This window comes from Cohnella sp. 56, assembly GCF_037963805.1.
Lineage (GTDB): Bacteria > Bacillota > Bacilli > Paenibacillales > Paenibacillaceae > Cohnella.
Genome location: NZ_JAZDQE010000005.1, coordinates 422,086 through 446,021, shown reverse-complemented (window position 1 = coordinate 446,021; position 23,936 = coordinate 422,086). Strand labels below are relative to the sequence as shown.

Below are 23,936 nucleotides of genomic sequence, written 5' to 3'. Positions count from 1 at the left end.
TTGCTCCTATCTTAGCTTTCTTGTCGTTTCTCTAATCAATAACTTGGCGTCCAGCTCGTACACTTTGCGCTCGGCCGACTCTCCGCGAATAAGCCGCAGCAGCAGCTCCATCGCCAGCGCCCCGATCGAATAGATCGGCTGCGCAACCGTCGTCAGCGCCGGCACGCTCATGTTCAACGCGACGCCGTCGAATCCGATCACCTTCACCTGCTCCGGCACTTGTATGCCGAGCTTGTAGAGCGCCTGCAGGGCGCCGATCGCCATCAGATCGTTGCCGGCGAACACGCCGTCCAGGTCGGGATGACGCTCGATCAATTCGAGCATTGCCCGCTGACCGTCCTCGATGTGGAAGTTCCCCTGCGCGATCAGGCTCGGCACGAACCACGGGGCGCTCCCGCACGCCTCCTCGTAGCCCAGGCTGCGCTCATGCGCCGCAGTCACCTGCAGCGGCCCCCGGATATGCCCGATTTTGACGCAGCCCTCCTCGAGCAGATGTCTGACCGCCAGAGCCGCGCCGTCCCGATTGTTGCAGGCAATCGAGATCAACGGATAATCCGGAAGAGGATTGTCGATCAGCACGACCGGAATGTCGTCCATGAAGTCGAGCAGCCGCTCCGGCTGGATCGTGTACGAGGCGATGATGATTCCGTCTACCCGCTTGCTCGCGAGCATATCCAGGTAGCGCCGTTCCTTGTCCATGCTGCCCACCGTATTGCACAGCATGACGTTGAACCCGCTGGCGCTGGCGACATCCTCGATCGCTCTGGCGACCTCCGGGAAGAACGGATTCAGGATGTCCGGGATCATGAGTCCTACAGTCGACGAGCCCTTGCCCGCCAGGCTTCTGGCCGTATGATCCGGCCGGAACTTCAGAGCCTTCATCGCCGCCAGGACGTTCTGCTCCGTTTTTTCGCCCACGTATCCCTTACGGTTAAGCACACGCGATACGGTGGCAACCGATACGCCCGCCAGCTTGCTTACGTCTCTGATCGTTGCCAATGCCATTCAACCTTCTCGTCTTTAATGTGCATTCTCATACCGGTTACACATTTCGTTTTCCCTTCAGTTGGAAACGGATTCTCTTGCACTCGGATTGGGATATTGCTTGCGAGCTGTTTTTAGCATATCATCTGATATGAAACCGCTTTTATAACGATTTGGCCGACCTATTATACGAAATGGCTAACATATGAGGAGGAGCGCCGCGGATGAAATTCGAATTCCTGTACAGATCGGTGAGGGCCAAGCAGTTTTATGTGGCGCACCATTCTCATAATTGCTACGAATTGGTCTACTATGTCAACGGAGAAGGTCAGACGGAGATCGGCGAAAATACGTATCTGTTCGGCTCAGGCGCATACAGCCTTATCCGCCCGGGCACGATGCACGACGAGCGAAGGACGGAGGATACCGATGTTTTGTTCATCGGATTCACTTGCGACGACGACAGGCTGATGCTGCCGGAAGGCATGTTCCAGGATAAGGATGCCAGAATATGGTCGATTCTATCGTCCCTGGATGACGAATTCACGGCCAAGCGCACGCATTACTCCATCATGCTCGATCAGATGATCGGCCAGCTTGCCGTCGAGCTGTCCCGCCAGATGCACGAGACGCTATCGCTGCAGACGAATGGCAAAAAGCTGCTCTCCTTCCGCCGGTTTCTGGACGAACACTTCGGTCAGAAGCTGAACCTTAACGCGCTGGCCGTCGAGTCCGGCTACAGCTATGACCGGTTCCGCCATTTGTTCAAGGAAGAGACCGGCGTATCCCCTCAGCAATATTTGCTGTCCAAGCGGGTGGAGCGCGCTTCCGATCTGCTCGGCAACACCGACTTGTCCGTATCGGAGGTCGCGATCCGCTCCGGTTTTTCCACGGACGCGCAGTTTTGCAAGCTGTTCAAACGAGAGACCGGCCTCACGCCGGGGAGGTTCCGGGAGGGTCAACGCATCGGCATCGACGAGCGGCATCAGACGGAACGGCTCGCGCCGCCCCATCGGGTCCCGCGAAGCCCGAACGGCCGTCACGATGCGATGCGCGCGACCTTCGGCGAGGCGCTGCTATGAACAGCGCTTTCGTTTTTTTGTGCCGCATCAGATAGCACTGCTCGGCTCGACCAGCTCCCCGACAATGCCGCATATCCGAAAAGACCAAATATAGCTCTGTTCGCCCGACGACAAGGACATCTCGAGCCGATCCGGGTGGCGGATACGACCGTAAGGATCGCGAACGACGGCCGGATTGTGGTTGCCGTAGCGGCCGGTGACTCCGCTGTCCAGCACGGCAAGTGTCGTCCACTCGGCCTCCCCGCGCTCGAGAGCATCCGCGCTTGCGACCGCGACGACAGTCTCCCGGCAGCAGCGGACGACGCCGTCCCATTCCTTCTCCGCCATCAAGTAATAAACCTTCCTGACCGGATCGTAGGCGACAGGGGATGCGCACAGATCGCCGGGCGGCATGCCGTCCAGCGTCAGGTCGACGGGCTCTCCTACCCGATATTCGCCCATATCGGAGAAATCGCAGGCGGCAATCCGGAACCGATCGCCCGTCTCATCGCTGTCCCGATAAATCAGCCTGAACTTTCCTTTGCCGTCGATTGTCACTTCCGAACATTGTCCCGTTCCCCAATACAGCTCCGCTCCCGGCACGACCGTATTGCCGTCGCCGCTCCGGCGTATCGTCCGCCGAACACATTCGCTTCGCCGGGCGGATAGTTGTAGCAGACGATCGCCAGCTTCCTGGCTCCGGCAGCGTCCCGCAGCCGCCGTATTTTATGTACCACATGATACAGATGCTGCTGGCTGCCCGCATACGCCTCGCCGACGCAATCCCAGCCTTCGCCGCTAGGAGCCAGCGCATGTTTTTCTTCGCTCCACTGCCAGCCTGTGTCCGTCAGCGTCCCCTTCCTCCAGCCGATGCGGGCAAGTGGGTGTTCGATCGTCTCGAGGAGGTATACGTGCGGAACGAGGATCGCCTTCGGTCCGGCGGAAGGGCAATACGGGACCACGGTCGGCCAGCGGTGCAGTCAAGCATTCTTTTTAGAAAAAGAGAGGAACGGGTTCAGGCGATCCGCTCCCATTGTCGTTCACTCAATGCTTGAGCTGAAAATGCTCCTGCCATTCATTAATGCCTTCGTCCATGCGATAAGCCGTGATGCCGTTGGCCTGCAATTTCTCTGCGGCTATCGCCGAGTACAGACATAGGGGACCTCTGGAATAGGCGATGACCTCGGCATGATTGGACAGGTCGCGCATAAACGAGTCCCGCTCCGACATGGGAACGGAGATCGCTTCGGCGATGTGCCCGGCCTCGTATTCTTCCTTGGATCGCAAATCCAACAGAAGGATCGATTCGTCATCGATTTTTTTCATAACCTCGTCCATCGTGAGCGTCTGGATACCGTCCAGGTCATGAAGGGAATCGTCCTTCAGCTTGCGATATCGGGCAATTGCTTCTCACTGAGCCGCCAGAGCGACGACATAAAGTCGATAATGGCCGGGTCCGCGAGCGAGTAGATGACATAGGTTTGGTTTTTGACGAACTTGACAAGCTTCGCCTCCAACAAAACTTGAAGATGCCTGGACACATTCGCCACCGTCATATGCGTGGACAAAGCCAGCCTCTCGACGGTTTTGGACCCTTGAGAGAGCAAATTCAATATTTCCAAGCGCTTATCGCTGGACAGGCTTTTTCCGATCCCTGCCAGTTGCCTATATAATTCATAATTTAATTGTCTGGCCAAACTAAGCTTATCTTCCATCGCATATCCCTCATTTCCGTTCCACAATAAAAACGGCAATAGCCTCAGCTATCACCGAATTCAGGTCAGTCCAACACGGCCGTCATATGCGCTTTTGTAACAGCCCACTGCGTAGCGCTCCAATATTTAGCCTTATCCTTTATATAAATAATTTGCGGCGATTCATGCTTGACCTTCAAATCCTCCGCAATCTGATTCGATACGACGCGAGATTCGATGACCTTGACCAGCGTATAATCCACATCGGGATTCGGCGAGCCGCCTTAAGTATTGCTCATATTCTTGAAGCGCATTGGAGATGACGGGACAGGTCGTACTGTGCTTTAAAATAACCTGTCCGCGTTCAGCGGATTTAACTACAAGCGAATTCCACTCATCGGCAGTTGTGATCTCTCTCCAGGTCATAAGTCGTACCTTCTTTCTTTGATTGAAAATCAAGTAATTGCTTGAATTGAATCCTAATATTTTCGTTAGTAAACAATCGTACGTTCTCGCACGCATTGCCTCTATTGACGCAGAAGGGCGTTACCGATACGCGGCGCCCATTCGCAGACTATCATAGCTGGAGCAACGTCCTTTATTTTGCCGGCACCGAGACGGCCCGCGTCCAGGGCGGCCATCTGGAAGGGGCGCTGCAATCGGCCGCTACGATAGCCGCTCAAGTCATCACAGAGCTTCGCGTTAAATGAACTGAACCAAGCTGTGCCGACTATCAGTCGATCCGCTCCCACTGTTGCTCGTCGATCTGCACCTGTGCGCGGGCGGCTTCGGCATCCAGCCACGCGGCGAATTTGGCTTCGAGCAGCCGGCTTCGCGCGTCCGCCTTTACTTCCTCGTAGGCGTTCACGCCGCCTGCGGTCCTATCGAGGCATTGCAGCAAATAGAAGGCGTTGTTGAACGCCAGCACGCCGCTGGTTTGGCCGGGCTGCAGCTTCTGGGCTGCGTCCCATAGCTCGGCGCGATATCGCTGGTCGGTCCGCGCCGACTCGCTGTCGAAAAGCTGCACGGCGCCTTCGGCAGCCTCGGGGCCGGCGGAATACTGCCCGGCCAGCTCGGCGATATCCTCACCCTGCGCCAGTCGCCCGGCCGCTTCCTCGATTTGCCGCGCCGCCGCTTCCTTCAGTTCGTCGCTGACCCGGCCGTCCGCATCGACATAGGAAATGACGATTTTTCCGAGCCTGATCCGATCCTCCTGCCGGTACAGCTCGGCCTTCCGCGCCTCGTAGTAGGCGCGCACCTCCCGCTCCGAAACCGCCAGGCTGCCGCTCGCCAGCTTCTCCTTCAGCCGCTCATCGGCATTGGTGAGCACATAGTCGAAGTACGTATCCTCGGTAAAGGACGTCGGCCCGTACACGACCTTGCCATGAGCGAACGCTGCCGCTCGCTCGCGATTTTCCGCCGCGAGCCGGTCCAAAAAAACGGAATAGCCGGCAGCGTCCAGCACGCCCTCCCGAACGGCAGCCAGTTGCTCGACCTTGGCCCGGACCAGCGCCTTCAGCGCCGCCTGCTTCCACACCTCCAGCGGTTGCTCGCCGCCGACTTCGCGCCGGCTGAACACATCGCCGTCGGCGCCCGCTTGCTCCTGAAAACGGGCAGCCAATGCGCTGCGCGTGCGGCTCATCATCAGCCGCAGCTCGCCGACCTGAAGCGGCTCCCCGTTCACGGTGGCGAACACCGCCTCGCGCTCGCGAGCCTGACCGGTCCGCTCCGCCGTCGCCGCGCAGCCCGTCAGCGCCAGCAAAATCAACAGCGCCCCAATCGAAGCGGCGATGGCGGTCACGGTCGCGGCAGCAGCGGCAGTCGTTCGCGATCCGCCTGCAATTGTTGCTTTATCGTTCATCCCGCAGCCTCCCGGCAGGAAGCGCGCGGGCCGGCCCGCGCGCTTCCCCTCTGTTGTATGCGATACGATTCATTATTGATAGGCGATGACCGGGTCCCAATTCGTATTGTCGTAATAATCGCTGGCCGTATTTTGATAGACATAAAATCCGATCGTATCGCCCGCCGCGACCGTGGTTGTGACATCGTGGCTGTAGCCGATAAAATCGTTGTAGGCGATCGTGTGAATATCCCAGATTACCGTGCCGTTTTTCCAGATGGAAGCGACCACGCCGTCGCCGCCCCCGGTATTATCCTTGCGGACCTGGCCGGTAATTTTGACCGTGCCCGCCTTGGGAGCGGTCCACACCCGCACGGCGTCCTTGCCCGTCTCCGGATGCTGGGTCAAGCCGGTGATCACCGCATAGGACTGGGTGCCCTGCCATACGCCCCGGGCATTGTCCCAGCTCATATTGGACAGCGCCGAGCCGTTCCACTGCTTGTACGACCACTGATCCTGCCCCTGCTTGGAGCCGAAGCCCTCCGACGCCCGCCATGTCGTCCGGTCGCCCCAGGTGATGATCGGGTCCCAATAGACGAGATCGTACCAATCGTTGGCCGCGCCGCGATTGACCTGGAAGTAGATCGTATCCCCCGCGGCCACCGTCGTCGTCAAATAGGTGGAATAGCCGTTCGCGTTGTCGTAGGCGATCGCCTGGCCGCCCCACAGCAGCGTGCCGTTGCGGCGGATCGAGGCGATCACGCCGTCGCCGCCCCCCACGCTCTGCTTGGCGACCAGCCCGCCGATCGTGATCGTGCCCGCCGCAGGCGCGACCCACGCCCGCACCGTGTCATGGCCGGCATCCGGATGCTGCGCGATCGGCGTGACGATCGCATAGGGCTGACTGCCGACCCATACTTTGCCGGCCGCATCCCAGGTCATATTCGTGTAGGCGCTGCCGTCCCACTGCTTGTAATACCAGCCGTCCTGCCCCTGCGTGCCGCTGAAGCCGAGCGAAGCGCGCCATTGCGTGCCCGCGGCCGGCGCCGCCGCAGGACTCGGAGCGCCCTGATACTCGAAGGCTCCGCGATCCGCCGTGCCGCCGCTATAGGGCACCGTCTGTCCGCCGTAATCGCGGCCGCCGTTGCCTGCGATCGTTTTGCCCGAATTGATCGCGGGCGAGGAGGCTTGCAGCTTGTAGCCGTTCACGGTGTTCACGCCGATGCCGCCGGTGCCGGGCGCGACCAGCTTCGGGTCGGACGTCAGCTTGTGCGGATCGCTCGGCTCGGACGGATCGTGATTTCCGTAAAACAGATTGTAATCGAAGCCGATACTCGTGATCGGAGACGAGTAGGTCAGGCTCGAGCCGCGATTGTAGACGATATTGTTGTAAAATTGTGCGCTGCTGTCGCCGGTGCTGGTGTCGCCCCAGTCCTTGACGAACGCCGTGTCCAGCCCGCTTCCGACGTACAGCGTATTATTGTAGATTTGGAAATTGCGGTTGCGCCCCACGAGCTGGAACAGAACCGTGCGGTCGTTCTGGCTGATATTGTAGCGGATAATGCCGTCGTCGTTAAACGAATCCGCTCCCGTATAGTTGCAGATCAGCATAAACCCGCCCTCATTGTCGTGGCTGTAGTTGTACTGATAGACCGTGCGCTTGGACAGCCCGTCCGCATCGAAGCCCTGCCCGTCGTTCTGCGTGCGGGTCTGATACGATTCATTGAACTGGAACACCGCGTCGTCCGTATTGATATTCCAGTTGGCGGCATGGGCGCCCTCGGCGCGCCGGTTGGCATTGGAGACGACATTGGACTCGATCAGCGGCCCTGCGCTGTCGCAGACGACGATCCCGTCGGCGCCGATGCCCTGCAGGCTGTTGCCGCGAATGACGATGTTCGTCATGCCGTACCAGGGGCCGGTGCCGTCCGTGCGCACGCCGCGATTATGCCAGTCGCTCTGGATGAAGATGCCGGTGTGATCGACGGCGCGGAAGCTGTTGCCCTGAAGGAGCACATCGTCGAACTTCGTCTGCACGGCACCCCCGGTCACCCGCACAATGATGCCTCCGCCCACATAATCCCATTTGCCGAGCGTGCTGTTGACGTCGTGGATGTCCAGATTAAGCAGGTGGATATGGTGAATGACGCCCGCATCGTGCGCCTCCAGCCATACCGCCCGGCGCAGCTCGCGGCTGGCACCCAGGTTCGTAATATCGAGATTGCTGATCTCCCAATATTCCTGGTTGTACAGGCGGATCGTCTCCTGCACGAGCCCCTGCCCGTTGATCTGCGGCTTGGCGCCGGTGCCGTAGCGATCGACTGCGATCGGACTGCCGGCCGTGCCCGACCCCTTCGGCCACAGTTGACCGTTCCAGACGGAGCCCGACTTGAACAGGATGCGGTCGCCCGGATTGAAGACGGTGCCGTTAACCTTGGTCAGCGTCCGCCACGGCTGGCTCGTGCTGGTGCCCGAATTCGCATCGTTGCCTGCGGCGGAGTCGACATAATAGGTCGTCCCGCTGGCGTATGCCCGCGGCGCGGGCCCCCAGCTCCCTACAAGCGCGCACAGCATCATTACCGCCGCCACCCATACCGCGATATATCGTTGCTTGCTTTTTCCCAAATTCCTGCACCTCCATCAGATGATCGCTAAAAAACACCCTCATTTGTAAGCGATTACAAAAATGCGGTCAAGCTAACGGGCCGCCTCTCGGTCAGCCCGCTGTCAATCGTACCTGACTCAATGTCTGCTAAAATCTGCCGATCCGCTCGTACTGCGCATTAGAGAAATCGTGCCGCGAGCTGCGCCAGACAAGCGCGGGCGGCCTGCCGATCCGCCTCGCTCATCACGAGGGTGCCCGTCTCCAGCTCTGCAGCCCCCAGCCTAAATTGCTCGACCGCCGCCGTTTCCTCCCCGATCGCCGCATAGATCACCCCCCGCCGGTACCGCACCGCTGCGAACGAGAAACGTACGGAATCACCGTAGTTGAGCTTGGCCGGGTATTGTTCCACCCGATCCGCCCATTGCTTGGCCATCGCCCGGTCTCCGGCGTCCAGCGCCTGACGGGCCAGGCCGAGCGTCGCCTCCCGCCAGCAGGGGCCGCTGAATTCGGTGCCCTCGCCGTTCTCGAATTCCTCGGCAGACAGAATTTCATAGGCAACCTCGTACCGCCCGAGCGCCAGATAAATTTCCGTGAGCTGCACCAGCACCTTGGCGCGGTTGTCCGCCGCCTCCAGCAACGGGATCAGCGCCTCCCGCTTGTCCAGCTCCCCCGTTTCCTTATAAATCTGGTCGAGCAGCAGCAGCGTATCCGTGTTGCCGCCTCCGTTCGTGCGCACATCCTCTTCCAAATACGTGACGGCGACGGCCGGCTCCCGGCGATTTTTAAAGTACATATAGCCGAGATTGCGCAGCAGCACCGTATAACGCAAGCCTTTGCCGTAGGCCGACAGCGAGCGGGCCAGCGCATCCTCCTGGCGCTCGATGGCGTAATAGTAGACGCCCAGCACATAGTCCAGGCGCCCGCTCGCATCCAGCTCACGAATCCGCTCCACAAACGCAGCGACTGGCGCCTCGTTCAGAAACGCATAGTCGAGCGAATGCCGCAGCGCCTCCGCGATCCGCTGCGCGGCATCTGCGGGCGGCTGGCCGCCGGAGCCGGACGGCCACGTCAGCATCAGCCGCGCGAGCGCGCTTCGCAGGCCGGCGTCGCGGGCCTGCTCCAGCACGCGCAATGCGTCGTCCCGCAGGCCCAGCTCCGCGTAGAACAGCGCGACCGGGAGCAGCACCCGCTCGTCGCCGCCGGTGTAGTCCGCGAGCCTGGCCCGGTCCGCCTCCAGGCCGGAGGCCAGCCAGCGCTCCGCATAGCCGTACTCGCTCAGCAGCGTCCAGGCCGGGGTGCTGTCCGTCGCCGCTTGATCCGCCGCAGCCGCGGCCGAACCCGGAGCCGCGGTCGCAGTCGCTGCCGCGGCCAAGTCCGCCGCCGGCGCGGGCACGCCCAGCCGCCGCTCGCAAACTCGCCGCAGCAGGTCCAGATAAGGGCCGGCGAAGCCCGCGCCATCGATATGCACAAGCGCCTCATGCCAATGGCCGAGCGCCATGTCCGTCTTGATCCATTCGATCAGCGAGCAAGCGTAATAATCGGCGTCCGCCGCGATGTCCTCGAACAGCTTCCTGGCGAGGGGCGCCCGGCCCGCCATCTGTTCGGCGACGCCGAGCAGGAAGCGGGCCTTGGCGTCGCGATTGTCGCAGCGCAGCGCCTCCTGCAGCAGGCGGATCGCCGCGGCGGGCTGCTGCTGCTTCAGCCGAATCTGGCCCAGCCGGACGAGCGACACCGTGCAGCGCGGATCATCCCGCAGATGCGCCTCGTAGAGGTCCGCCGCCTCGGCCAAGAGACCGAACGACTCCTGGTACTGCGCGCGGTCCAGCGCCGAGCTGCCCTCGCTCTCGGGCCGGCGCACGACGCGCGCGTCCTCGAACAGATGAATATCCGGCGGCTCGGACATCCGCTCATCCCGCCCGCCCATCGCGAGCAGCGTCCGCCCGCGCTGCCGAATCTCCAGGCGGAACCGGAACCGCTCCGCCTGATCCGCCAGCTCCTGCGGCTCCGGCAGCGCGAAGCTCGCCGCCGCCGTGCGCTCCGGCGCCAGGTCCAGCCGCTGCCGGTACGTCTGCCCGCCGACGGTGAGCGTCAACTCGCAGTCGTCCAGCCGCCGGACCGCGGAGCAGTGGAATACAAGCGCGCGCTCCGCGGACTCGCAGCGGACCGCAATCTCCCGCTCGGCATAGTGCAGGTCGCCAAGCCCCGGAATCGCATACCAATATTCGCTCCAGGCGACGGTCTGATGCGGCTTCAGAAACTTGTAGACCATCTGGCTCTCGAACGGGCCGCTCTGAATCTCGATATAGGCGGAGCCGTCCTCCGTAAGCGAGCGGTTCCAGGCTTCGGCGTAATCATCGGTGCCCCAGGTGAAAAACTTGGCGCCCTTCAGCTTTTTGCGATCGGCATAATGCACGACGCCGTAGCTCGCCGACTCGTCATAGACGCCGAAAAAATTATGCATAGGCAGCTTGCCGAACGTTTCGAACGCATACGGCATCTGCCCCGCGACCGAGCAGTCGTGCCCGTCGAACTGCGGCCAATTTTCATAGCTCGCCGAGATGTTGTTGATGCCCCACTCGAACGGATAGACGAGGCGCAGACGCGGGTGATAATCGACCGCCGCATTTGTCCAGAAGTAATAGCGCTGCTCCAGCCGGGTCGGATTGTACAGCTTCACATTTTGCTCGATGCTCGCCACGCCGGGATACAGCCGCAGCTCGACCTTCCAGTTCATCGTCGAGAGCTGCTCGATGCCGCCAAAGATGACGGACGCGCTGCCGTCCTCGTATTGCCTCGTATCGACATTAACCCGATCCGACGTATGCGGAGCGTGCGAGATCGGAAAGTTGAACTCGATGCCGCCGGAAATCCAGGCGCCGCGCGTCCCGACCATCCGCGGCCGCACGACGTCATTGCGGTAGAACATCTCGCGCTGCGCCCGCTTGTCATAGGCGCTGTAGAGCCTGCCGCCGAACGCCGGAAGCACCGTCAGCTTGAAATATTCATTTTCCACCACAACGGCGTCATACGTCCGATCGACTTTTTCCTGCGAAAAATGATTTTGCTGCGTATACGGGTAAGGGTCCAAATATTTGTCGAAAAACGGATTGATATCCTCCTTCAACATCTCATACGCAGGAAGCGTGAGCCGCTCCCGATAAACCTGAACCTGTGTCAACCGCCGTCACCTCTCGCCAAGTTGTCGTTATCCTTTAATACCGGAGAATACCATGCCTTTGCGCAGATTGTCGCTGAACACCGTAACCACGATCAGCAGCGGGATAAGCGAGAGCGCCGCCATGCCCATCAGGAAATTTTGCTTGATGTTCGCATTGAGCGACAGATTGTACAGCGCAACATTAAGCGGCCACAGCTCGGCCTTTTTGACGATCAGGAACGGCCAGAAAAAATCGTTCCAGACGCCGAGCATCGTCGTGATCGCCACGACCGCGGTTACCGGCTGCGACAGCCGCATCAGAATGCTGAAGTAGACGCGCATCTCCGAGGCGCCGTCGACGCGCGCGGCCTCGAACAATTCGCCGGGCAGCTTGTCGAAAAAGCCCTTGTACAAGTAAACGAAAAATCCGGCCGCGGTCAGATGCGGCACCAGCATGCCCCAATAGGAATCGCTCAGCCCCCAGCGCTGGAACATCACGTACATCGGGATCATATAAGCGACAAACGGAATCATCGTCGCAGCCAGAATGTAGAGCAGCAGCAGCTTCGCCATCCGCCTGCCGAACAGCCTGGACAGCGCGAACGCCGCCAGCGAATCGATCGTCACCTGGGCCGCGATCGCAAAGGCGATCACGAGCAGGGTGTTCGCCCCGAACCACAGGAAGCTGAAACGGGCGATCATCTCATCCTTGGCGAACAGCACCTTGGGCAGCTTCCAGTAGCCCGCAAAGTTTTTCAACGCGAACCAGTAGCTCTCGCGAACGATACTGCCCTTGTAGACGCCCTCGACCTTGTATTTATCAGTGAGATAGTCGCCGATCTGGCCGCTGAGCTCGTTGTCACCGAGGCGCGAGCGATCGAAGGACGCGGACAGCCCTTGCGGGTCGAACCGATACCCGACCTGGTCCACCGACTGCTTGTATTTCTCCAGCAGGTTCGCCCGGTTCACCTGGGCCTTGTCGTAGATCAGGTACGTCATGTTCATCTGCAGGTCGCTTTTGCCGGAGGACGATTTGTAAATAACGCGATCTCCGACCGTGCCGTAAAAATCGACCTGGAACACGCCGCTTTTGTTGATCTCGTACACCGTGGAGTAAAGCGCCAGCGTAGAGTCCTGCCACAGCGCCTCCTTCAGCGCCGCCTCGCCCTGCGCTGCGACCTGCGTATAATCGAGCACGATGCCGATCGACTTGGGCGGCGAAGGCAGGAACTTCGGCGGAGCCTCGTAAATTTGCAGATCGTCCTTCATCGACGAGGAAAATAAAAACAGCAGCGGCACGAGGAGCAGCGCGCACCAGACGGCGGTCAGCACATAGGCGACGGCCGTAAACATTTTGTTGCCGGACACGATACGTTTGAACACAGCTCTCATCCTCTCCTCAATTGGTGTCCTCTTTGCTCAGCAGGAGTTGCACGACTGTGATGAGCAAGATGACGAACATGAGCATAAAGGATGACGCCGTCGCCGCTCCGTAATCCATGTTTTTTTCCGCATATTCATAAATTCCCAGCGCCACCGACGAGGTCGAATTGACCGGCCCGCCGTGCGTCATCTGGAACGGAAGATCGAGAATTTGCAGGACGCCGATCACTGTGAAGATCAGTTGAATGGCGATCACAAACGAAATATTCGGCAGCGTAATGCGCAGCAATTGCCGCCATTTGCCCGCCCCGTCCAGCGTAGCCGCCTCGAAAATTTCCTCCGGTATGCCCTGAATGGCGGCCAAATAAATGAAGACGGCGATCCCTCCGCCGAGGAAGCCGGGGAAGATCAGCGCGAACTTCGCCAGATGCAGATCGTTCAGCCAGCTATGCGTGCCCAGTCCCACATAGCGGGTAATCATGTTCGCCAGGCCGTAGTCCGGGTGCCAGATCCATTTCCACAAAATAACGGTTACCGACAGCGGGATCACGACCGGCAAAATATAAATCGAGCGGAACAGTCGGCCGAAGCGTTTGATCTCATTCAAAAACACAGCCTGGATAATCGGAGGAATAAACGCCAGCACCAGGGTCAAAACGAGGTAAACGAACGTATTGCGCCAAGAGGTCCAGAAAAAGCCGATATCGAGCAGCGACTTGTAATTGCCGAAGCCGACGAAGCGGCCGGGCGGGTGGACGAGATCGTATTCATGCAGCGACATGAAAAACGCTTGCGCGATCGGATAATATTTAAGCAGTGTAATGGACAGCAGCGCGGGTGCGATAAACAGCCACGGGCGAATCCATCTTTTCATTTGCATCTGCGCTCCACTCCTTTAGCCGGGGTGAAAATATAAGGGGAAGCGCGCAGCTTCCCGCCTATATTTCCTCCGTTTTTCTATAGGTTCCGGCTGCTTACTTGCCTGCGAGAACGTCCGCGTTGTACTTGTCGACCGCTTCCTTTTGCGCCAGGTCCTGCTGCTTTTGCAGCTCGGCCTTGATATCGGCGTTTTTGTCGACCAGCACCTTCTGGACGGCGGCGACGACATACTTGGTCAGCACGGCCTTGCCCTCGTACTCGTCGCGTCCCGTGGAGACGCCCTCGTTCAGCGCTTCCTCCCAGGCCGGGTCAAGCGTAACGATATCGCTCTGCTTCATATCCTTGTAAATCATGATCTGCGGCGGCACGATGCCCTTCTTCTCCTGGTCCTGCAGCTTCTTGGTGATCGCGTCGCGGCCGTAGCGATACGCGATCCACTCCCAGGCCGCCTGCTGCTTTTCCTTGCTGATGTTGCCCGTAATCGCGGTCAGCGCCACGCCCGTCGACGTCACCGGCTGGCCGCTCGGGCCTACCGGCATCGGGATGATGCCCAGATCCTCGACCTTCATGCCCAGCGAGGCGACCATCGGCACCCAGTCTGGCGCAAAAATCATCATCGCGGACTTGCCGGTAGCGAACTCCTGCACCATGCCGTTGAAGTCGAGCGTAATATCGCTCTGCACGACCTGATCCTTCCACTTCAGGTCTTTGTACAGCTCCAGTGCCTTGACGACGGCGGGCGAGGTGAATTGCAGCTCGATCGTGCCGTCATCCTTCACGGTCGTCAGATCGCCGCCCGCCTGCCAGACGTAAAATTGGAAAAACCAGTCGAGCCAGTCGTTGGCGAGCATCGAGTAGCCGTACTGATTTTTGCTGCGGTCCGTCAGCTTCACGGCATCGGCGATCATCTCGTCCCACGTTTTCGGCGGCTGCAGGTTGGCCTGGCTGAACAGCGCCTTGTTGTAGCCGAACATCATCGGGCCGAGGAAGGTGACGAGCCCGTAGGTGGTGCCGTCCTTGATGCCGATCTCCTTGAACACGTCGGTGTGCTTGTCCTTCTCCGGCCAGGATGCAATGAAGTCGTCGAGCGGCGCGAAATATCCCTTCTGGATATACTTTTTGAACATCGGTCCGGAAATGTCGATCACATCGGGCGCGACACCGGCAGCATACGCGATGGCGTATTCCGTATTCGTATCTCCGCTCTTGTCGATGACGTTCAGCTTGATGTTCGGATGCAACGCCATAAATTCGTTGCGCAGGCTTTTGTCGAACTCGCTCTCGTCCTTCGTATTCGCCCACAGCGTCAGCTCGACCGACGACGCAGGCGCGCTTGCCTTGGCGCTGGGGGATGCCGCCGCAGACCCGCTCTCCGAAGGCGATGCCGCGCCCGAATTGCTATTGTTGCCGCCGCATGCGGCCAGCATCGAGGCGGCCGTCGCCAGCACAAGTGTCGAACCCAACCATTTTTTCATCTGTTCGTCCTCCCTTTATATGAAAGCGTGAAAGCGCTTCCTGATGCTTCTTCATTATAAAACGCCGCCGTCTCCCCCCGATATTGAGAAAACGGCAGTGGATATTGGATAATATTCGTCATTTTTTCAGATGTCCGCGTCTCCGCCTTGGCAGCGGCGGGCGCAGCCGGGCGCGACTTGGATTATTTTCAGATCGACCGTTATTATCGTCAGAAAACGAAAGCGGCCGGCGGGGGGCCGGCACGCTTCAGCTTTTGCGGGCGACAGAGCCCGGGCTTACGCCGTAGTGCTTTTTGAACAGCCGGCTGAAGTACGACAGATCGTCGTAGCCGAGATCGTGCGACACCTCGCTGACGCTCATCTGCCCGGACCTCAGCAGCTCTCTCGCCTTTTCCATCTTGTATTGAATGATATATTCGACCGGAGACAGGTCGGTCTCTTGCTTGAAGAGCGTGGAGAAGTAGTTTTTGTTCAGGCTCACATGGCTCGCGAGGTCCTCCAGCGCGATTTTGCTGCGATAGTTTTGCTTGATAAAAGCGATCGCCTTGCGAATCTCGTCGCGCTTGCGGCCGGAACGAAGCTGGGCCAGAGCGGCTTGGACGCGCTCGAACAATTGCATGAGCCGGCTGCTGTACGCCGCAAAATCGGGGGCGCTGTCGAGCCCGTCTGCCGCTTCGGGCCCGCCGGTCGCGTCCAGCTCGCCGCCGGCGCTGCGCACGGCCTCCTCGGCCAATATGTACAGGTTGCGGCCGATCTGTCTGACCGCCTTGAGACCGTAGCGCTTGTCCGCGATATGCTCGAACAGCTCGTCCAGCAGCGGCGCAACGTCCTCGCCCAGCTCCAGCCGGTCCCGCAGCCGCTGCTTCAGCCGCCAGAACGTCTCCTCCAGCTCGAGCGTCGCCGCGATCTCGTCGATCCGCCGCACGCCCGGGCGCAGCTCGTAAAATTCGGCGTCGAGGCCGACCGCGAGCCGCCGCACCTCCTCCCCCATCCGCTCCCGCGCCACCGGCTGGGGCTGGTAGAGCAACTGCATATCCAGATTCAAATAGCGCCCGATCAGCAGGCGAATATCCTCGCCAAGCTCCCGCAATGCCGACTCCGGCTCGTCCCCGGTCCCGGCTCCGGCCGGAAACACGAGCAGGCAGCGGCCGGGGCCCAGCGTCAATACCTCCGCCGCGGTCTTGCGGTTGACCACCTCGAGCAGCATGTTGCGCAGCGTCTCGTCGTCCGGCGCCGCCCGCTCCCCGCGCAGCACGGACGCGGCGAGCAGCCGGTTGCGCTCGCCGATCCGCAGCCGCAACCGCTCGATGCGGGCGCCCAGCTCCGCCGCGTCGATATCGCCGTGCAGCCACTCCAGCGCCAGACCCGCCTTGCGCTGCTGCTCCCCGCCGCCCGCCGCCCGCTCCGACACGCCGGCCAGCGAGCGCACGAGCTGCACCAGCTCGTCTCCGTTCAGCGTCACCTTCAGCACATAATCCGCAGCGCCCGCCTTGATCGCTTCCTTGACCATCTGCAATTCGTTGTAATTGCTCAGGACGATGATCTGGCCCTGATAGCCGGTCTGCTTCAGCCGTCTGATCAGCTCGATGCCGTCCATGACCGGCATATTCAGATCGGTAATCACGATATCGGGCGCCGTCTCCATAATGAGGCTCAGCGCCGACCTGCCGTCCTGCGCTTCCCCGACGATCTCGATGCCCGCGGCTTCCCAGTCGGCGACGACGCGCATCCCCATCAGCACCAGCAGCTCATCGTCTGCGATAAACAGCTTAATCATCGTCTGCTCCCCCTTGCTGTGAACGATCCGGCAGCTCGAGCGCGACCGCGGTCCCCTGCCCCGGCGTGCTGTCGATGGTCAGCCGGAAGCCGCTGCCGTAATGCAGCCGCAGCCGCTCGCGAACGTTGGGCAGCCCGATCCCGCCCATCCTCGTCCGCTGTTCTTCCGGCTTCGGCGTGAAGATCGACGCGAGCTGCTCCGGCGTCATCCCTTGGCCGTTGTCGACGATCCGGAGCTGCAGCATGCCTTCCTCCGTCCAGGCCTCGACCTCGATGCGCCCTCTGCGGTTCAGGCCGTCGAAGCCGTGAATCAGGCTGTTCTCGATGATCGGCTGCAGGATCAGATTGATGACCGGACATGCCGCCGCCTCCTCGGATATGCGGTATTCGACCTCGAACAGCCCGCCGTAGCGGATCGCCTGAATGTTGCAATAATGCTTCAGATTGTCGATCTCCTCGGCCAGCGGCACAAATTCCTTGTTGCCCAGGATGCCGCTCTTCAGCAGCGTGGCGAGCGAGACGATCAGATCGCTGACGGGCTTCGCCTTGTTGATATCGGCCACCCAGCGGATCGAATTCAGCGTGTTGAACAGAAAATGCGGCTTGATCTGCGACCGCAGCATCTTCAGCTCCGCCTCGCGCTTGTCCCGCTCCTCCTCGTTGATCCGGCGGATCAGCTCGTCCATACGCAGCACCATCGTGTTGAACACCTTGGAGAGCTGCCCGACCTCGTCGCGGCCGTTGATTTTCACCGATACGCTCAGATTGCCCCCTTGAACCTCCTTCATCGCCTCCGTCAGTTGAATGATTGGCCGCGTGATGCGCCCGACCAGCAGCGCCGAGAGCGCGGCGAACAGCACCAGGAACCCGCCCCCGATCGAAATGAACAGCGTGCGAATCCGCTCGATATCGCGGTAGATCACCTCGCGCGGGATCGTCTCGACCAGCCGCCAGCCGTTGCTCAGCGCATAGGCGTTGACGAACGCGCCGTGCGCCCGAATGTACGCCTCACTGGCAGCGCCCGCCTCGGCCGCTTCCAGTGAGGCCGCATCCGGGTACGGGAGGGCGAGCTCGGCACGGTCGGTGGACGTGACGATACGCCCCTCCGCATCCACGATGCGGATCGTGATCGCCGGGTCGACCTTGGCAGACTGCATGATCCGGTACAAATTCATCTCGTTGACGCTGATCAGCATCGTGCCCTTGCTATGTCCGATCGACTCGTAGGGCAGCATCATCAGCAGACCGACGCCGTACGGATTCTCATTGCTGGAGTTCAGACCCTCGACGGACAGCCATTTGGTGTCGGCGCCCTCCGGCCAGCTCGCATGGCGGTCGATGAAATCCTCGATCTTGTCCTTGATATCGCCGAGCGGCACATTCTGGCTCATATGCAGGTTGCCGTAGCTGTCCTTGATCGCGACGAAGCTGTTCGGATAGTTCAGCACCGAATACATGATCTCGGTGAACAGATTGTTGAGCATTTTGATATTGCCGAAAATATTGACGGGATCGTCGTAAATGTTTTTTGACAATACTTCGCCCATATCGTTGTTCGCGAGCACGACATGCGAGGTTGTGACCATATCCTTGAACACGACGTTCAGGTTTTGCCCGATCTGCTTGGTAATCTCCGTGTGCGTGACGACGATCTTTTCCTTCAGCACGGTTTGCGTGTAGTAGACATAGGCAAGCGACAGGAGCAGAAAAGGGATCAGAACGAAGAAAATAAAGATCGCGATCAGCTTGTACTTGATGCTGGTCTGCCTCAGTAGGCCGGGAAAGATCATGGGGTTCAGGTAGCTCCCTTCAAGCAAGCAGCAGCGGCAGTTGTAATTGGTATGATAGCAGGAACGCGGCCGCTTGAAAATAAAAGAAAGGACCTCGTCTCCGCACCGGGGCGGAGACGGAGATCCTCTATGCCCGCGCTAGTCGCGCTTCAGCATATTGTAGAGCACGGTCGCGGCGGCCGCGCGCGTCAAGCTGCCCTGCGGGTTCAGCCTGCCGCCGCCCTCTCCGCGGACAAGTCCGCTGCCGAGCAGCGCCGTCGCGCTGGCGCGGGCATAGCCCGCCACGAACGAAGCGTCGGCGAAGCCGTCCAGGCTCGTCTCCTCGCCCTGGCCGAGGCTGGCGCCCGCGAGCCGCAGCGCCTTGACCGCGAGCACCATCATGTCCTGCCTCGTGATCGGCAGGTCCGGCCCGAATCGGCCGTTGCCGATGCCGGTCGTAATGCCGAGCGCCTGGGCGATCGCGATCTCCCGGGCATTGGCGTCCGTCGCGGCGACATCGGCGAAGCTCGTCTGCGCCGTGGCGGTCAATCCCAGCAGCCGCACGAGGCCGCCCAGAAACTCCGCCCGCGTAATGTCCGCTCCGGGTCCGAAGCTTCGGTCCGACAGCCCGTCCAGCACGCCCTTCGATGCGAGCGCCTCGATCGCCGGTCTCGCCCAGTCGATTCGTTCCAGATCGTCGAACGTGCGAGGGTTGTAGGCTGCGGTATAGAAGCCGAGCTGCGCGGCGGAGAAAATCAGCTCCCCAGTCGTCGGGTCGTACTTGGCGTTCGGTACTTGCACCGCGCCGCCGTCCCGATCCACACGCCAGACCGTCATAAAGTCGGGGTTAAAGGAAGCGTCGCCCGCTTCGGCCGCCGCGTTTTTCAGCACGATGACAACCGGAGCGTCCGGATCGCTCCATGCGAGCGGCCGGCCGTCTGCCGTCAGGCTCAGCTCGATCGCGGGCCGGGTCCCGAGCTGATCCTTCAGCCGCTGTCCGGCAGGCTCCGGCACGGCGACGGACGCGACCGACAGTCCGAGCATCGCCGCCCGGGCGAGCTGTCCGCCGCCGAGCATGGCGCGCGGCAGCTCGAGTCTGGCGGCCGGCGTATCGACGATCAGCAGGCCGACATCGCTGCGGGCTGCGAGCGCATCTGCGGGCAGCAGCACTTCATAAGATTGCGCGCCTGCGATCGGCTTCACGACAAGCGTAAGCGTCTTGGCGCCTGCGGCGTCGGCCGCGGCGCTGCGGGCGAGCGCGTCCAGCAGCGCGGGAGCGACCGCGGCTTGGGCGCCGCCGTTCGCGCCCAGCGTCGGCTCGAGCGTTGCTGTGCCGTTCACGGGCGCCGGTGTCGGCGTAGGCGTCGGAATCGAAACGACCGGAGCCGGCGTCGGGCTGGGCTCCGGGCTTGCGCTCGGTTCCGGGCTTGTGCTTGTGTCCGGGCTGGGGCTAGGCTCCGAGCTTGGACTCGTACTTGGTTCCGGACTCGTACTCGGCTCCGGACTTACACTCGGTTCCGGACTCGCACTCGGCTCCGGACTCGTACTTGGTTCCGGACTCGCACTCGGCTCCGGACTTGTACTTGGCTCCGGACTTGCGCTCGGCTCCGGGCCGGAGCCCGGCGCCGGTTCGCCCGACAGCGTCAGCTCGCTCCAATCCGCGCTTGTCGTCACATCGTTCAGGCCGGATATCGTATGCGCGACTACGCCGTAGGAGCGAATCCCGTCCGTCACGTCCTCGTCATTGATATGCGCCGTGATGCCGATCGCCTGGCCCGCCTGCGGCTGAATGCCGATCAGCGTCCAGGGGATCGCCAGTTCGACCGCATACCCGTCCGCCGTCGGCCGGGAGCGCTGGATGACCCCACTTGTCGCCGCGCTCAAAGCACCGTTCAAAAACACCTGCTCGTCCGCATACCGGATCGTGAGCTGCGGCGCATGCTCGCCGCGCGGACCTTTTGCCAGGTTGCCGTCGATAAACAGCTCTACGCCGTCATCCTCCCACGGCTGCGTCGGATGAGCGTATGTCCGCGGGTCCTGATCCTGCACCTCAAAAGCGGCGTACAGATAGCGGTCGTTCCACAATACGCCGAATCTCCCCGTGTTGTCGGTCTCGCCGAAGATCGGGTAGGCAATGTCGTGGCGCAAATCCCATGCCGCCTCGTCAAGCTCGCCGTCGACGGTCAGCCCGTCCTCGTCAATTTTGTACGCGAACAGCCCTTCGTCCGGCAGCTCGCCCGGGTCCTGCGACGGCAGTTGCTCATCCGCGATAAAGTGGAAATGATCGTAGTACAGCGTATACGGATGATCCTCGCCGAACTTCCAAATCTCGAGCCCGACCATCCGGGCAACGTCAATGTCCGTCAGACTCGAGATCGGGATGCGCACATGCTTCCATTCCTTCGGTCCGATCGTCACCGGGTTCTGATCGTTATGCTTCCAATCCTGATCGAAGAATTTGACATGGATCGTCGCCTCCGCATCCTGGGGATTGTACACATCGAAGCCGAGCGCGCTATACTTCGACCAGTCGGCCGAACGGAAGCCGGTTCCTTCGTAGAAAAGCGAGATGCCCGGCCAATGATTTTGCGGGTCCGCGCTTGGAGTATAATCGACCTTCATCGCCTGCCGCCCTTGCGTCACATAATCCGGGGACAGGCTTAAATCTACCTCCGTCTTTTCCCAGCGGGTCAGATCGTCCGCCGTCTCCGCATTGTTCAGGGCAACCGTATACTCGGGGGCCGCCTCGCTCAGATCCTGCGAAGGGAGCGCCTCGTGTGCGATAAAATGGAAATGATCGTAGTACAGCGTAAACGACTGGGCACGTCCGAAGGTCCAAATTTCAAATCCGATCATCTTCGAACGGTCGACCCCTCCAAACGCGTCCGCAGGAATAAACACCCGCTTCGATTCCTTGGCCGCGATCGTGACCGAATTGCCGTCGTAGCTCGTCCACTTCTGGTCGAAAAACTTGATATAAATCGTCGCCTCCGCATCCGACGGATTATAGACGTCGAACCCGATTCCCGCGTACTTCGACCAGTCGCCCGAGCGGAAGCCGGTTCCTTCATAGAACAGTTGGAAGCCCGGATAATCGCCGCCGCCCGGATAGTCTACCTTGAGCGAGCTGGCGCCCGAGGTGGACCATCCCGTCGACAGGCTCATCGTCACCCCGTTTTTCAGAAAACGGGATAGATCGTCCGCGGTCTCCGCATCGTTCAGGCCGATCGCATACTCGGGCAGCGCCGCTCCCTTGCCGACCAGCACCAGCGTCTGCTGCTGCGTCCCGGCCTCATATGTCACCGCGAGCGGCAGGCTGTTCAAGCCTGGACTAAGCTCGGCCAGCTCGGTGAAGGTGTCGTAGCTCGTCCCTTGCGTCTCCGCCTGCAGCGTCTGGCCGGCGAGCTGCACGGACGCTCCTTTTTTCGCATAAATCGTAATCCGCTGCTGCAAATCCGATACCCGCTCCACGTTCCAGACGTACAGCGGGTCTTGCCCCAGCTCGACGATGCGAGCGGCGATCTCCCGCCGGACCTCGAGCAGTTGCTGCGGATCGTCGTCGTACTTGTTGACCTTTTCGAACAAACGCTCGTAGTAGGGCTGCAATGCCGCATCGACGTCAAAATCCGCCAGCCCAAGCTGTGCCGCCGCCGCAGTCAACCGCTGCTGCAGCAAACGCAAATATTCGTAATCCTCCATGCCTTCGCGAAGCGCCTCCAGACGAATCGTCGGCACGGGACCGTCGATCCCCAGGTCATAGCCCGGATACATCAAGAAGCCGTCGCCGTTCGCGCCGCCCGAGAACGCCAGCGGATCGCTCCACACGTCCCGATCGACATAACGCGCCCCGTTATACTTTTGAAAAATCGTCGTGCTCCAGTACAAATTGCCCTCGACATGATTTTGCATCTGCATCCACGAGAGCAGGCGCGCGCCCAGCAGATCGTCGTCGATATGATAGGACGGGTACGGGTGCTGGGGAGCGAGCGCGGTGTACCACCACATCCGATCGCCCGCAGCCTCGCGCTGGCCGGCCTTGTCCGGATCGAACAGTTGGAGCGGAACCGCCCATGTATTCACATAACCGGTCAGGTCGGCCACAACCTCCTTTGTGACGACATGCCTGATATCGGGCGCGATCGCCTTGAGCTGCTCCGATACCTGCTGCACGAGCGGATAACGGTCCGGGGCAGGCTCGTCCAGAAAACTTAAATAGAAGTAGCCTTTGGAGAGCCAGCCTTTGGCCCGCAGCTTGTCTACCATTTCCTGCATTTTGTCCAGGTCGAGCGTCTGGGTCTCGTCGCAAATCCCCTGGCAGTAATAAGGGATGCGGAAGCTCGTCACCTTCGGATCGTCCAAAAACCGGCCCGCCGCAGCGATATATGCGTCGATATCGTCGCTCGGAATCGGAAGATCGTCGGGCGGCAGCAGGTATTCGGTCTGGAACCAGTAATAATTTTCGAGGAGCTGCCAATATTCCGGCGTATTCATCGTCACATGATGGGCCTTGGCAATCTGATCTCCCCACAGGGCGAACGCCGTCGGCGTGCCGGAGCCGTCTTCAAGCTGAAAATCCCATACGGTAAACGAAATCGGCACCGCGAGCGGCTCGGCATCCTGCATCTGCACGGTGGCTTGGCCGTAATACACGCCCGGCGGCTGATCCTTCGGCACATGGACGGTGAGCCAGATGCCCTGATTGCGTCCGGCCTTCACCTCGAAGCGATCGGATGGGCCGAGCGGCAGCAGGGCGTCCGGGTACCAGCCCTTGGGATTAGCCTGCGTCGTCTGCTTGGTCACCTCGATATAATGCTGCTTGTACACGCTGATCCGATCGGCGGCGATCCGCTGACCGGACTCGCCGACCAGTTCGGACACGCTGACGCCGACCGCAGGCAGATCCGCCCCCGCCGCCCGGACGATGAGCTGTCCGCTCTCGTATTCATTGCGCGCCGCCTCCATGACGAGCGACTGCGACAAGGCGCCGCCAGGCGGCGCCTCGTCGCGCATCACCTTCTCGCTGTTGGCAGGCACCCATATTTGCGCGCTTTCCGGCTGTTCCGGACTGTTCGCGCGGACGGTCGCCAGCCCCGTCTGAAGCGCCAGAGCAGCGGCCAGCACGATCGACAACCACTTTTTCATATAATCCCCCTCCAGAATGTCGTTCAACGCCCCGATTTGAAAGCGTTTTCTGATTCAATTATAAAAGGAGGATTTCCCGGACCGATATTGAGAAACGAAAGAGATTGTTGGACAATCGTTGTAAGTTTTCATCTCAATATAAGAAAAATAATGCCGTTTGCGGGCACGGGG

15 protein-coding genes and 1 pseudogene are annotated in these 23,936 nt (G+C 60.6%); 1 reads left to right on the top strand and 15 read right to left on the bottom strand.

All coding sequences use genetic code 11. The features are described from left to right. Nucleotides 1–6 precede the first annotated feature (6 nt). A complete protein-coding gene (locus VQ071_RS12495) occupies nt 7–999 on the bottom strand; it encodes a LacI family DNA-binding transcriptional regulator (RefSeq protein ID WP_340514323.1) in 993 nt (330 codons plus the stop codon). 209 nt (nt 1,000–1,208) lie between these two features. Between VQ071_RS12495 and VQ071_RS12490 the strand changes: the two genes are divergently transcribed. After that, entirely contained in the window at nt 1,209–2,066 is an 858-nt protein-coding gene (locus VQ071_RS12490) for a helix-turn-helix domain-containing protein (protein ID WP_340514322.1), read from the top strand. Between the two features lie 27 nt (nt 2,067–2,093). Here the strand turns inward: VQ071_RS12490 and VQ071_RS12485 are convergent, their stop codons facing one another. From VQ071_RS12485 to VQ071_RS12420, 14 genes and pseudogenes are all read right to left on the bottom strand, one after another. Further along, nucleotides 2,094–2,603: a hypothetical protein gene (locus VQ071_RS12485; RefSeq protein WP_340514321.1), complete on the bottom strand. Its 510-nt coding sequence runs from the start codon at nt 2,601–2,603 to the stop codon at nt 2,094–2,096. Further along, a complete protein-coding gene (locus tag VQ071_RS12480; protein WP_340514320.1) occupies nt 2,600–3,007 on the bottom strand; it encodes a hypothetical protein in 408 nt (135 codons plus the stop codon). Before VQ071_RS12480 ends, VQ071_RS12485 begins: the two co-directional genes overlap by 4 nt. 82 nt (nt 3,008–3,089) lie before the next feature. Beyond that, nucleotides 3,090–3,371 carry a rhodanese-like domain-containing protein gene (locus tag VQ071_RS12475; RefSeq protein ID WP_340514319.1) on the bottom strand — a complete coding sequence of 94 codons (282 nt, stop codon included), beginning with the start codon at nt 3,369–3,371 and terminating at the stop codon, nt 3,090–3,092. A 56-nt stretch (nt 3,372–3,427) separates the two neighbouring features. Continuing rightward, a complete protein-coding gene (locus VQ071_RS12470; protein WP_340514318.1) occupies nt 3,428–3,760 on the bottom strand; it encodes an ArsR/SmtB family transcription factor in 333 nt (110 codons plus the stop codon). Between the two features lie 65 nt (nt 3,761–3,825). After that, nucleotides 3,826–4,165, bottom strand: a pseudogene (gene ytxJ / locus VQ071_RS12465) (bacillithiol system redox-active protein YtxJ). A 307-nt stretch (nt 4,166–4,472) separates the two neighbouring features. Then, nucleotides 4,473–5,600, bottom strand: coding sequence for a peptidylprolyl isomerase (locus VQ071_RS12460; protein WP_340514317.1), 1,128 nt, complete (start codon nt 5,598–5,600; stop codon nt 4,473–4,475). A 72-nt stretch (nt 5,601–5,672) separates the two neighbouring features. Next, nucleotides 5,673–8,204 (bottom strand): choice-of-anchor Q domain-containing protein, encoded by a 2,532-nt coding sequence (locus tag VQ071_RS12455; RefSeq protein ID WP_340514316.1) that lies wholly within the window; start codon nt 8,202–8,204, stop codon nt 5,673–5,675. 158 nt (nt 8,205–8,362) lie between these two features. After that, nucleotides 8,363–11,362, bottom strand: a complete 3,000-nt coding sequence (locus VQ071_RS12450) for a DUF5107 domain-containing protein (protein ID WP_340514315.1) — start codon at nt 11,360–11,362, stop codon at nt 8,363–8,365. A gap of 27 nt (nt 11,363–11,389) precedes the next feature. Next, a complete protein-coding gene (locus VQ071_RS12445) occupies nt 11,390–12,724 on the bottom strand; it encodes a carbohydrate ABC transporter permease (protein WP_340514314.1) in 1,335 nt (444 codons plus the stop codon). A gap of 16 nt (nt 12,725–12,740) precedes the next feature. Then, the gene (locus tag VQ071_RS12440; protein WP_340514313.1) at nt 12,741–13,604 is read right to left on the bottom strand and encodes a carbohydrate ABC transporter permease; all 864 of its coding nucleotides are present in this window, start codon (nt 13,602–13,604) and stop codon (nt 12,741–12,743) included. 94 nt (nt 13,605–13,698) lie between these two features. Next, entirely contained in the window at nt 13,699–15,078 is a 1,380-nt protein-coding gene (locus VQ071_RS12435) for an extracellular solute-binding protein (RefSeq protein ID WP_340514312.1), read from the bottom strand. A gap of 247 nt (nt 15,079–15,325) precedes the next feature. Further along, nucleotides 15,326–16,855, bottom strand: a complete 1,530-nt coding sequence (locus VQ071_RS12430) for a response regulator (protein WP_340514311.1) — start codon at nt 16,853–16,855, stop codon at nt 15,326–15,328. Next, on the bottom strand, nt 16,848–18,644 hold the full coding sequence (locus VQ071_RS12425) for a sensor histidine kinase (RefSeq protein WP_340514310.1): 1,797 nt from the start codon (nt 18,642–18,644) through the stop codon (nt 16,848–16,850). Before VQ071_RS12425 ends, VQ071_RS12430 begins: the two co-directional genes overlap by 8 nt. A 138-nt stretch (nt 18,645–18,782) precedes the next feature. Next, complete coding sequence (locus VQ071_RS12420; RefSeq protein ID WP_340514309.1) at nt 18,783–23,765, bottom strand: glycoside hydrolase domain-containing protein; 4,983 nt, start codon at nt 23,763–23,765, stop codon at nt 18,783–18,785. Nucleotides 23,766–23,936 lie beyond the last annotated feature (171 nt).